The organism is Pseudomonas sp. Pse35 (assembly GCF_024519715.1).
GTDB classification, from domain to species: Bacteria; Pseudomonadota; Gammaproteobacteria; order Pseudomonadales; family Pseudomonadaceae; genus Aquipseudomonas; species Aquipseudomonas paracarnis.
This window is the reverse complement of sequence record NZ_JALJRP010000010.1, coordinates 15,008-26,802: the sequence shown is the minus strand read 5'-3', so window position 1 is coordinate 26,802 and position 11,795 is coordinate 15,008. Positions and strand designations below refer to the sequence as shown.

Here is an 11,795-nt window from a genome sequence, read left to right as displayed (position 1 = left end):
GGGCCGCTTCGCGCCCCAGCGGGAGCAATCTCTGGCCACAGTCAGGTGTAGATAAACCGATTCACCACGCCTTCAAGCATCTCCTGGCGCCCACTCACCGCCTGCGGGTTCAGCGCGTTGGCAAAGGCATGTTCAGCCAATGACTCCAGGCTGAACTCACCGGCCAACACCGCCTGGCCCAATGGCTGCTGCCAGCCGGCATAGCGTTGGTCCTTGAACTGCTGCAAGCGGTCGTCCTGCACCATCGCCGCCGCACGCTCCAGGGCCAGAGCCAGCACATCCATGGCGGCGACATGCCCGTGGAACAGGTCCACCTCGTCCAGGCTCTGGCGGCGCACCTTGGAATCGAAGTTATAGCCGCCGTTCTTGAACCCGCCGGCCTTGAGGATTTCATAGGTGGCCAGGGTCATTTCTTCGACGCTGTTGGGGAACTGGTCGGTGTCCCAGCCGTTCTGCGGGTCGCCGCGGTTGGCGTCGATACTGCCGAAGATCCCCAACGACACGGCGGTGGCGATCTCATGATGAAAGCTGTGCCCGGCCAGCGTCGCGTGGTTGGCCTCGATGTTCACTTTGATCTCGTGTTCCAGGCCGTACTCATGCAGGAAGCCGAACACGGTGGCGCTGTCGTAATCGTATTGGTGTTTGGTCGGCTCTTGGGGCTTGGGCTCGATCAACAGGTCACCCTTGAAGCCGATCTTGTGCTTGTGTTCAACCACCATGCGCATAAAACGCCCGAGCTGTTCGCGCTCGCGCTTGAGGTCGGTGTTGAGCAAAGTTTCATACCCTTCACGGCCACCCCACAGCACATAGTTGGCGCCCTTGAGGCGCAGCGTGGCATTCATTGCACTGAACACCTGGGCGGCGGCGAAGGCGAACACCTCTGGATCTGGGTTGCTCGCCGCCCCGGCGGCAAAACGCGGGTTGCTGAAGCAATTGGCGGTGCCCCACAGCAGCTTGATGCCAGTCTGTTCCTGATGGCGCTCCAGGTGGTCGACCATCTGCGCAAAGTGATTGCGGTACTCCTTGAGCGTGCTGCCTTCGGGCGCCACATCGGTGTCGTGAAAGCTGTAGTAGTCGATGCCCAGCTTGGAAAAAAACTCAAACGCCGCCTCGGCCTTGCCGATGGCCACCTCCATCGGATCGCCACTGCGCTGCCACGGGCGCTTGAACGTCCCCATCCCAAACATATCCGCCCCCGGCCACACAAAGGTATGCCAGTAACAGGCGGCCATGCGCAGGTGCTCCCGCATGGGCTTGCCGAGGATCAGCTTGTTGGCGTCGTAGTGACGAAACGCGAGGGCAGAGGTGCTGGCAGGGCCTTCGAAGCGCACCTTTTCGACACCGGGGAAGTACGGCATGGGTTTTTCCTTATTGTTCTGAGCGGTGTCTGGATACTAGCAATGGCACTTGGGCGGCTGATTATGAAAATCACCAAAGGGGAGTGCGATTTTGAGTGAGGGGCTGAGAACGGCTGAGGGAGTACAGGATTTAGAGAAACGTCTGACTTTACGGTGGGGATATGCCTCTTCAAGGTTTGGTGTGCCACTTGCTCGTTTACCTCGGAAGGCGTTACGCGTCAGTTTTCTTATCGGGACGAGCAGGGAAGTACGGCCAAAAAACATGGATAAGAGGCAAAAAAATGAGCGTAGGTTATTTCATTGGACTGGGTGACAAGACCACCTGCGGCGGGGAAGTGCTGGACGGTGATAAGAGAGTCAACATACATGGCCTTTTTCATGCGTGCGAAGGTGACCGAGTCACCTGCGGCAAGGATGGGCAAACATATAAGATCGTCGGTGGCATTTCCCACATAAACAGCCATGGCCGGCTTATGGCCGGCACTTTGGATAGTTACAGCGACTGTCCCTGTAAAGCCGAGCTGATTCCTTCGGTGTACTCGGCCACCTATGAAAACCAACATGCAGAACCACCCATTAACCTGCGAGTAGCTCAACCAAACGCATCATCTGTAAATCGAAACACTGTAGCGCCACGTCATTCTGGTTTCGTGCCGTCCGGTCATGTTGGATCAATGGCATCCAATGGTGTGCAAGGTCAGGAGCCAGGTTTTTATATCGTGCCCAAAAGCATGACCCGCGAGGCGCTGGAAGCCACACTTTTTCCGACGCTCGACCCGGCTGTAATGCGCAAGTTTCAATCGCTGAATCCCAACACAGGCCACGTCAAAGCTGGTTCGATGATCGTGCTCAGCGATCCGAAAAACACCTCCTGCTCGTATGAAGAAGCTCAGCTGATGCAGGCTGCACAACACGTCAGCGCATCACTGGATGAGCTGACGCCGGACGAGGCTGACTTTCTGTATCGCCACGGTGCAGAGATCGCCGGTTTCATCGGCCACACCTCAACCTGGCTCGGCGTCAGTGCGGTGGTGATGGAAAAGCACCTGAACAACCTGCGCGAGACGCTGCAGGCCATGGAGCGCCTGCATCAGGACAGCTATCGGCAGCACGGGCACCTTAGGTCACCGCAGTTCTTTGCTGATCGTCAGCGACTTATGAATCAGTTGGATGCTCATCTGCTCAACTCCACCCGCCTGCGCGGGCAGACCACCTTGGGCGATCACCCCAAGTTGAAAACGGCCCTGGGTATATCCAGTCGCAGCTTGGTGCATCACTGGGACAAGGCGGGTGGGCCGGGGCAGATTCCGGGGTATGCCGCTCATGTGGAAGCGGTCAGCCGTGCCACGAAGTACATGAAGGCAGGGGGTTATATCGGTATTGGACTTGGGGGAGTGTCTTCGTTGCTGGCTATTGAGCAGGTATGTAACGGGGATTCTGGAGCTGCATGTGAGAGGGTTAAGTTCACTGAAGGGGGGAAATTCGCTGGAGCCACATTGGGGGGTATTTGGGGTGGAGTGACGGGTCAAATTGCGGGTGGTTCAATCTGTTTGGGGATTGGAGTGGCAACCGGCGGGCTTGGAGGGGTCGTCTGTGTCGCGGCCTTAGTCGGGGCCGGCGCCTGGGCAGGTACGACTTTCGGTGAGATGGGTGGCGATTATATTGGGGAAAAAATTTACGAGGCTTTTCAACCATGACCCGTATTGACTCTTGGTCACCCTGGGCTGCGATCATTTTTACCGGCGGGCCTTTTCTGCTCGAACTCGTGAGTATTGCGTACAGCTTGTTCCTGAGTCATCGACATTTGGATGCGATAAAAGAGGCATTGAAAAACAGTCGCTATATTTATCTTTGGGGGCCGAGCCTGGGGAGGCGCGGCTATATTTGGTCGTTGTTGGAGATGGCGAAAATCACCGGGATGATAGCGATGCCAAGGACATATATCCGCATTGGTGACTTGAGCCCTATCGATTATGAAAACTTTCCTCCGTACCTAAAACGCCTGCTGAACCTACATTTAGCAATGGTAGTTGGCACTGGCGTTTGGCTAGGAACTGTATTCATAGTTTTAAAATTTAGGTAGATAGAACGGGCCTCCCTGAGGCCCGATATGCTCAGACTGCTTCCAGGACGTGACATCGATTTGAATGTAGCTAGGCGTGCGTAGTACACAGGCCTAATCTGCACCGACCGGCCCCAGGACAAAAACAATGAAAACCCTACCGCCCGTTCACCGTATCGCCTTGCTCTTCAACGGCAGCAAAATCTACGACCGCGGCATCATCGCCGGTATCGGCAACTACCTGAGCAGCACCCGCGCATCCTGGGACCTGTTCCTGGAAGAAGACTTCCTCTGCCGCCTGCGCGGTATCGAGCGTTGGCAGGGCGATGGGATCATTGCTGACTTCGATGACCCGCTGATTGGCGAGGCGTTGGCCGGCAGTCGGGTTCCAGTGGTGGCGGTGGGTGGGTCTTATGAGGATGTGGGCAAGTACCCGAAGGGCATTCCCTATGTGGCCACCGATAACCATGCCCTGATGAAGCTGGCCTACGAGCATCTGGTGGAGGCGGGTTTGACGCGGTTTGCCTGTTTCAGCCTGCCCGAAGCCCAGGCCAATCGGTGGGCCCAGGAGCGTGAGAAAGCTTTTCGCCGCTTGATGCAGCGCGATGGCTTGCAGGTAGAGGTGTATCGCGGCCTGGGCACCAGTGCGCCGTTGTGGGACAGCGCGGTGGAGCAGCAGATTGCCTGGCTGCACAGCCTGCCCAAGCCTATCGGCATTATCGCGGTGACCGATGCCCGTGCTCGGCAATTGCTGCAAGCCTGCCTGACGGCGGGTATTGCGGTGCCGGAGGAGGTGGCGTTGATCGGCATCGACAACGACCCGCTGACCCGCACCCTCACGCGGGTGCCGCTCAGTTCGGTGATCCAGGGCACGGAGACCATGGGCCGTACCGCTGCGGCATTGTTGCATCAGATGCTGCACGGCAAACCCTGCACGGGCACGCAGGTGCTGGTGCCGCCGGACGCCATCAACGTGCAGGCCTCCAGCCTGCATCAACCCCTGGGCAACCCTTACGTGATGCAGGCCTTGTTGTTTATCCGCCAGTACGCCTGCCAGGGTATCAAGACCGATCAGGTCGCGGCTTATGTCGGTGTTTCCCGCTCGTCCCTGGAAGCGCATTTTCGCAAGGCGCGTGGCTGCAGCGTGCATGATGAGATTTTGCGCTTCAAACTCGCCGCTGCCGCCAAAGGTTTGGAAAACCACAGCCTTGCTATCGCCGACATTGCCGCACGCTGCGGCTTCACCTCTGCGCAGTACCTGCATACGGTGTTTCGCCGCGAATTTGGCTGTACGCCGCGTCAGTATCAACAGGGCACAAACTAGAACACCGCTTTGACCTGCAAGCCCAGCACCAGCGCATTGTCGATGCTCTCACCGGAAAACGCCCCCGGCTCGATGATGTATTGCACATCCGGGCGCAAGGTCAGCCAAGGCGTGGCCTGGTAGCCATAACTGAGTTCGATCAATTGTTCGGCGCTGTCGATTGAGGGGTAGGACGCCCCGGCATTGAACGCAGCCAACTCTTGCACATCACGGCTGCGCGGGTTCGGCACCGCGCGGCCATAGCCCAGGGCGACGGTATCGCGCGGGCGACCTTCGAACGGCTTGTACAGCACCACGCCTGCGCCATACCACTTGGTGAACGGCGAGGCCGCTTGGCTGGCGGCAGAGTACTGGCCGAAGGCGTGCAGGCTACGGCCTTGGGATGATTGTGAGGCCCACACAGCCTGGTCGATCAAGAGGTAGTGACCGCCACGCCCGCTGACGTCCTTGTTGCTGCCAATACGTTTTACATCGGAACTGTCGTAGTAATACCCGAGCTTGTATTCACCGGGCAGTGCGCCCGCATGCTTGTAGATAAGCTCGATGGGCACCACGGTGCCGGTGGTGTGCTTGGGTCCCAGGTGCCAGGCACGGCTGGAATTGCCGTTGCTGGACGGGTCGACATTGAAGGCCGCCACGCGCAGTTGCCAGTTGGGCGAAAAGTCGTACTTCACCCGGGCACCGAGGTGCGCATTCGGGTAGTTGGCCCAGCCACTGCCGCCGGACATGTTCAGCGGATGCCCGCAGAACCCGGCGTTCATGAAGTTGCACAGGATGCCGCTGTCCAGGCCACCGAGATCATTGCCCATGGCCATATAGCCCAGCTTGAGGTTCAGCGCCGGGGTGAACAGCGTGCGCTCGTAGCTCAGTTCGGTGAGGCGCGTGTAGAGGCCACCGTAGTTTTCCTGGATCGGCAGGCGGTTGCCCACCAGGTCCTCGGAGGCGCTGTTGCCGCGTCGGTCGTTGATGGTCAGCTGGATGCGGTCGCCGTTGGTGAAACCGTAGAGCTTGCCCAGGTCGAATTGCACGCCGAGTTTGATGTTTTGCGAGTAGCGCGCCGAACGATGCTGGCCGCCGTGGGCGTTGTAGGCGGTCTCGCCGCTGTAGTCACCGGTAAAGCGCACACCTTGCGCGTCGAGTTCGCGGCGCAGGCCGCCCCAGTCGCCGGTCAGGGTGGTGTCGTCGGCTTGAACGGGCAGGGCGGCCGCAAAGGCCAGGCCCAGCGCCAGGCGCCAGGCGGTATGAGGAGTAGGGGTCATGGGGGATCTTTCCAAACACAAAGCGCGGCGCCTGGGCACCGCGCGAACAGAGGGCGGTTACGGCAGGGCGTAGGCGATCACGTAGTCGCCACGGTCGGTGGACTGGCGTGCGCCGCCGGCGGTGACGACGATGTATTGCTTGCCGGTTTTCGGCGACACGTAGGTCATCGGCCCACCCTGGCTGCCGACGGGCAGGCGGGCTTTCCAGATTTCATCGCCATTGCCGCTGTTGAAGGCGCGCAGGTAGAAGTCCTGGGTGCCGGCAATAAAGATCAGGCCGCCTTGGGTGGACAGCGTACCGCCCAGGGTCGGCAGGCCTACCTTGATTGGCAGGTGCATGCGGATACCCAGGGGGCCGGTGTCTTCAACGGTGCCCACCGGTACTTGCCAGGCGACCTTTTGCGTCTTCATGTCGATGGCGGTCAAGGTGCCGAATGGCGGTGCCTGGCACGGAATGCCGGCCACCGACAGGAAGCGGTTTTTGTTCACCGCGTACGGCGTGCCCTTGAGCGGCACGGCGCCCATGCCGGTGTTCAGCGCTTCCCCACCGGAAGAGGTCTGGGCCTTGTTCTGCGACGGTACCATCTGGATCCACAGGCCCAGGCGCATGTCGTTGACGAAGATAAAACCGTGCACCGGGTCGGTGGAGATGCTGCCCCAGTTCATGCCGCCCAGGGAACCGGGGAAGCTCAGGGATTTATCGGTGCCCGGCGCGGTGTACAGGCCGTCGTAGCGCATGCCCTTGAAGTCGATGCGGCACAACAACTGGTCATACGGCGTCGCGCCCCACATGTCCGACTCGGTGAGGGTTTGCGCGCCGATCTGCGGCATGCCCACGGATTTCGGCTGGGTCAGGGAATACGGCTCGTTGGGAATGTTCGCGGCTTTGACCGGCACTTCCTGCACGTCTGTCAGCGGCTTGCCGGTGGCGCGGTCGAGCACGTAAATCTGCCCGGCCTTGGTGCCGATGACCACGGCCGGTACAGCCTTGTCGCTGCCGGGCGGGGTGAAGTCGATCAGGCTGGGCTGCATTGGCAGGTCGAAGTCCCAGAGGTCGTTGTGGACTGTCTGGTAGACCCACTTCTCGGCGCCGGTGGAGGCGTCGAGTGCCAGCACCGAAGCGCCGTATTTGTGGTTGAGCTGGGTGCGCTCCACGCCGTAGATATCGGTGGAGGAGCTGCCCATAGGCAGGAAGACCGTATTCATCAGTGGGTCGTAAGACATCGGCGCCCAGCTGTTCGGGGTGCTGCGCACGTAGGTGGCGTCGCCCGTCGGGGCCTGCTTGTCTTCAGGGTTGCCTGGGTCGAACGCCCAGCGCATCTGGCCAGTGATCACGTCAAAGCCACGGATCACGCCACCGGGCATATCGGTCTGCACGTTGTCTGCCACGCGACCGCCGACTACGACGGTGGTACCGGCCATCAGCGGCGCCGAGGACAGTTGGTAGTAGCTGTCCGGCACATTGCCGAGGCCGGCCTTGAGGTCCACCTGACCGTGGGTGCCGAAGTCTTCGCAGAACTTGCCGGTGTCGGCGTCTACGGCGATCAGGCGTGCATCAATGGTGTTGGTCAGCAGGCGACGCTGGCACTGCGCACCGGCGGGCACGCTGGCGGCCAGGACCGGCGAGCTGTCGGGCTGGGTCGGCTGGGCAATCGGCGCGCTGGCGTCGAAATACGCCATGCCCCGGCAACGCTGCCACACTGCCGATTTGGCTTTGACTTCGTTTTTCCACAGTTCTTTGCCGGTGTCGGCATCCAGCGCGATCAGGTTGTTGTGCGGGGTGCAGATAAACACTTTGTTGCCGATCTGCAGGGGGGTCAGTTGGTCCTCGGCACCGTTACCGTCGCTGATGGCCACGTCGCCGGTGTGGTAGGTCCAGGCGACCTTGAGCTTGTCGATGTTGTCGCGGTTGATCTGGTCCAGCGCGGCGAAACGGCTGCCACCTTCGGTATTACCGTAGTGGGCCCAATCTTTCTGCGCATCGGCCGCAGCCACCGGAGTGACGCCCGGGCCTGCACCGGTGGGCTTCACGCTTGGGTGCGCGACAAACATATTGCCCGCCGCCACCGCCACGCCCAGCGCCAATACGGCGGCGACGCCATAGGCACCCCGCGCCGATTTGCCGGCCAGCAACGGATACACCAGCGCGACCACCACGCCAATCACCGCAAACATGAACAGTCGCGAGAACAGCGGCCAGTATTCCAGGCCCACGTCGGCCACCGCCCACACGGCGGTAGCCACTAGAAACGCGGCGAACAACCAGGCGCCGGCAGGCTTGCAGCGGGCAATCAACAGCCCGGAGATGGCCATGACCACGCCGCCCAGCAGGAAGTACCAGGAACCTCCCAGACTGACCAGTTTGGCGCCGCCGACGGCAAGCGCAAGGCCGAGCAGGGCGATGACGACGCCCAGGCCCAGGAGTAAGAATCTAGAGACGCCAGCGGCGCGCGATGCTCGTTTCATGTCGAATGGACTCGAGTGAGAGAGGGCAAAGACGCGATTTTAGCAAGATAAGTAACCGGTTAGTACATTTGAGTCCTGCAATAGACTGTTGCAGGTACTGCGATGATGGGCAGGGCCGCCTCTGAGTCGGCCTAGATGGACCCTGCGACGCGTACCCTGTGGCGAGGGAGCTTGCTCCCGCTGGGGCGCGAAGCGGCCCCGCTCTTAATTTAAAAGACTGGGACTGCTACGCAGTCCAGCGGGAGCAAGCTCCCTCGCCACGGTACAGCGCTGCCTTTATTGGGCGGGCATCAGAACTTGAAGCGCCCCACCAGCCCATTGAGCTGGCCGGAAATATCAGTCAGCCGCCCTGAACCGGTCTGCGCCGAATGCGCAAAGCCTTCCACCAACTGCGCGTCGGCGTGGATCTGCGCGATATGCCGGTTGATCTCTTCGGCCACCTGATGCTGCTCTTCGGCGGCGGTGGCGATCTGAGTGTTCTGGTCGCGAATCGAATCCACCGAGCCGCGGATCTTGTCAAAGCTGTCACGGGCCTGCTGGATGCGCTCCACGCTGGTGTTGGACACCAGCAAGCTGCCTTGCATCTGCTGGGTGACTTCCTGGGTGCGGCGGGCAAGGTTGCCCAGTAGGCTGTCGATTTCGCCGGTGGAGTCGGCGGTGCGACGCGCCAGTGCACGCACTTCATCGGCGACCACCGCAAAGCCGCGGCCCTGGTCGCCAGCGCGGGCGGCTTCGATCGCGGCGTTGAGCGCCAGCAGGTTGGTCTGTTCGGCAATCGAGCGGATGGTGTCGAGGATGGTGTTGATGTTCTGGCTGTCTTGCTCGAGCAACTGCATGGTCTGTGTGGATTTTTGCAGGTCTTCGCTGAGCTTGAGCACGCTGCCGGTGGCTTCGCCGATGTGCTGCTGGCCGGTGTGCACGTCGCGATAGCCCTCATCGGCACTCGTGGCGGCGGCGCTGCATGAGCGCGCGACTTCGTTGGCGGTGGCGACCATCTCGTTGAACGCGGTGCTCACCAGTTCCACGGCTTCGCGCTGGCGGCCGGCGGCCTGGTTCATATTGTTGGCCACGGCGCTGGTGTCGGCGGCGGCGGTTTGCAGGTCTGAGGAGGCGTTGCCGATGCGCTGCACCAGTTGCGCGATCATGCTCAGGAACTGGTTGAACCAGCCGGCCAGGCTGGCGGTTTCGTCCTTGCCTTGCACTTTGAGCTGGCGCGTGAGGTCGCCTTCACCTTCGGCGATTTCCTGCAGGCCGTCGGCCACACCGCGAATCGGACGTACGATCACACGGGCGAAACTGGCACCGACGATTGCGAACACCACGGCCAGTACGGCGGCGATCGCAGCGATCAACCACGTCAGGCGGGTGGCGCCGGCCATCACTTCGTCACGCTTGATCAGGCCGATAAAGCGCCAGCCCAAGTCTTTGGAACTGACCACGTTAGCCATGTAGGCCACGCCATCGATGCTCACCTCGGTCACGCCATCGCCGTGCTTGGCCAGTTCGGCGTAGTTCGCGCCCAGGCCCGCCAGGGGCTTGAAGTTGTGCGTGGCATCGCTGGGGTCCACCAGCACGTTGCCGTCGGCTTCCACCAGCATCAGGTAGCCGCTGTCGCCCAGCTTGATGGTGCGCACCAGCTCGGTGAGTTGCTTGAGCGACACGTCAAGGCCAACCACCCCAAGGACGTTACCCGTGGCATCCGCGACGGTGCGCACGGTGCCGATCAGCACCACATCGTCCGGGGCCCAGTAGTAGGCGCCTGTGCGCACGGTCTTGCCTGGCGCTGCAATGGCGGCCTGGTACCAGGGGCGGGTGCGCGGGTCGTACTGCGTCAGCTTGGCGTCGTCCGGCCAACTGGCGTAGCCGCCATCGCTCAGTCCCAGGGACAGGTAGGCGGTACTGGGGTGGCTTTTGGCGAACTGATCAAAAATCGCCAGCAGTTCGGTGTTGGTCGGCGTCAGCGGAATTTGCGCTGCATCGGCGCCGGCGTAGTTCTTCAGGTTCTTGGCCGCGATCACACGCGGGTCTTTGGCGACGAAGTCGACATTCTGGCTGATGCCGTCGAAAAACTGCTGCATGCCATTGTCGATCTGGCGGATCTCGCGGCCGCTGCTGTCGAGGAAGTTGGCCAGCGCACCCTCGCGCAGGTTCAGCACCACGATAATGGCGACCAGGATGACCGGCACGCACGCGATGGCCGCAAACGCCCATGTCAGCTTCTGCTTGATATTCATAACTTCACCCGCGGGTATTTATAGTTTTGGCAAGGGGAGAAAAATGGCTACTGCGTGTCGCAGGCGTTTTTGTGAGAGGCGAGGCCATGCGTACCCTCGGTATATCGGCCGAGGGAGTTGGCACTTGAGGAGGGGGAATCAGGCGATCGGGTCACCGACCAGGGCATCGCGGCGCATCGACTGCAGGTTCTTCTCGATGGTTTCGCAGATGCTTTCCATCTGGATCTGGTGTTCGCTGGAATTGAACGGGCTTTGCAGGTCGGTGCCGATGCGTTCGATGGCCAGCAGCATGAAGCCCACGACCGTGGAGGCCAACGGCGTGAACCAACCGAGCGATTCCACCAGGCCCACCGGCACGATCAGGCAGAATAACGAAATGAATAGCCGCGGGAAGTACACGTAAGGGTAGGGCAGTGGCGTGTTGGCAATCCGCTCCATGCCGCCCTGGGCGTTGGAGAGGTCCACCAGGGTCGACTCCAACCGCGCCAGGCGGATGCTGTCCAGGCGCCCGGCCTGGTATTCGCGCGCCAGCAACGAGGCCGAGCCGGTGAGGATGTCATTGGCGAAGTTATTGGTGGCGCCGTTGCGCGCAAATTCTTCGGCGGGGATAAAGGCTCGCACTTCCTCCGGGCACGGCTGGCCCTTGAGGTGCGCAGCCAGGCAATTGACGTAAGCCACGTGACGGCGCAACAGCGTCGACTTCACCGGGTTCACCTCACCAGGGGCGTCATCGAGCAGGGTCAACACTTGCCGAGCAAAACTGCGCGAGTTGTTGACCATCGCACCCCACAGCGTGCGTGCTTCCCACCAGCGGTTGTAGGCGCTGCTGTTGCGAAAGCTGATCAGCACCACCAGTGCCGAGCCGAGCAAGGTCAGGGGCATCAGCGGCAAATTGATCTTGGCGGTGAGAAACAGCATGAAATCCACCGTCACCGCCACATCCCACAACAACAGCCAGAACAACGCCCAGCCCACATAGCCCATGGTCTTGATGATCAGGCGGTATTTCTTCAGAAGGGCAGCTTTCAAACGAGAACCTCGCGGCGGGCGGTTGGCAACAATCCCCTGTTACGACGCCGCCGAGGAAGGAAG

At 61.0% G+C, this 11,795-nt stretch carries 7 protein-coding genes and 2 pseudogenes; 3 read left to right on the top strand and 6 right to left on the bottom strand.

Annotated elements, in window-relative coordinates; all coding sequences use genetic code 11:
- Window positions 1-41: 41 nt before the first annotated feature.
- A complete protein-coding gene (gene xylA, locus OC445_RS11200; protein WP_127882107.1) occupies window positions 42-1,358 on the bottom strand; it encodes a xylose isomerase in 1,317 nt (438 codons plus the stop codon).
- A gap of 281 nt (window positions 1,359-1,639) precedes the next feature.
- On the opposite strand from xylA, the gene OC445_RS11195 reads away from it, so the two are divergent.
- The 3 genes from OC445_RS11195 (at window position 1,640) to OC445_RS11185 (ending at window position 4,744) form a co-directional block, all read left to right on the top strand.
- A complete protein-coding gene (locus OC445_RS11195; RefSeq protein ID WP_198791178.1) occupies window positions 1,640-3,055 on the top strand; it encodes a PAAR domain-containing protein in 1,416 nt (471 codons plus the stop codon).
- Complete coding sequence (locus OC445_RS11190) at window positions 3,052-3,441, top strand: hypothetical protein (protein WP_054895673.1); 390 nt, start codon at window positions 3,052-3,054, stop codon at window positions 3,439-3,441. Before OC445_RS11195 ends, OC445_RS11190 begins: the two co-directional genes overlap by 4 nt.
- A gap of 127 nt (window positions 3,442-3,568) precedes the next feature.
- Window positions 3,569-4,744 (top strand): XylR family transcriptional regulator, encoded by a 1,176-nt coding sequence (locus OC445_RS11185; protein ID WP_057978031.1) that lies wholly within the window; start codon window positions 3,569-3,571, stop codon window positions 4,742-4,744.
- On the opposite strand, the gene OC445_RS11180 is transcribed toward OC445_RS11185, so the two are convergent.
- From OC445_RS11180 to OC445_RS11165, 5 genes and pseudogenes are all read right to left on the bottom strand, one after another.
- Entirely contained in the window at window positions 4,741-6,003 is a 1,263-nt protein-coding gene (locus OC445_RS11180; RefSeq protein ID WP_060772970.1) for a carbohydrate porin, read from the bottom strand. The two genes, OC445_RS11185 and OC445_RS11180, sit on opposite strands and share 4 nt — an antisense overlap.
- Before the next feature lie 57 nt (window positions 6,004-6,060).
- On the bottom strand, window positions 6,061-8,469 hold the full coding sequence (locus tag OC445_RS11175) for a glucose/quinate/shikimate family membrane-bound PQQ-dependent dehydrogenase (RefSeq protein ID WP_262020155.1): 2,409 nt from the start codon (window positions 8,467-8,469) through the stop codon (window positions 6,061-6,063).
- 290 nt (window positions 8,470-8,759) lie between these two features.
- Window positions 8,760-9,296, bottom strand: a pseudogene (locus OC445_RS27105) (methyl-accepting chemotaxis protein); the annotation flags it as partial.
- Between the two features lie 327 nt (window positions 9,297-9,623).
- Window positions 9,624-10,703 (bottom strand): annotated as a pseudogene (locus OC445_RS27100) (cache domain-containing protein); the annotation flags it as partial.
- 138 nt (window positions 10,704-10,841) lie between these two features.
- Complete coding sequence (locus OC445_RS11165; protein WP_003190542.1) at window positions 10,842-11,732, bottom strand: bestrophin family protein; 891 nt, start codon at window positions 11,730-11,732, stop codon at window positions 10,842-10,844.
- Window positions 11,733-11,795: the final 63 nt, after the last annotated feature.

Bases quoted from the DNA above. Each gene is read 5' to 3' on its own strand.
- OC445_RS11185 (WP_057978031.1), top strand. From the start codon at position 3,569: ATGAAAACCCTACCGCCCGTTCACCGTATCGCCTTGCTCTTCAACGGC.
- OC445_RS11195 (WP_198791178.1), top strand. From the start codon at position 1,640: ATGAGCGTAGGTTATTTCATTGGACTGGGTGACAAGACCACCTGCGGC.
- OC445_RS11175 (WP_262020155.1), bottom strand. From the start codon at position 8,469: ATGAAACGAGCATCGCGCGCCGCTGGCGTCTCTAGATTCTTACTCCTG.
- OC445_RS11180 (WP_060772970.1), bottom strand. From the start codon at position 6,003: ATGACCCCTACTCCTCATACCGCCTGGCGCCTGGCGCTGGGCCTGGCC.
- OC445_RS11190 (WP_054895673.1), top strand. From the start codon at position 3,052: ATGACCCGTATTGACTCTTGGTCACCCTGGGCTGCGATCATTTTTACC.
- xylA (WP_127882107.1), bottom strand. From the start codon at position 1,358: ATGCCGTACTTCCCCGGTGTCGAAAAGGTGCGCTTCGAAGGCCCTGCC.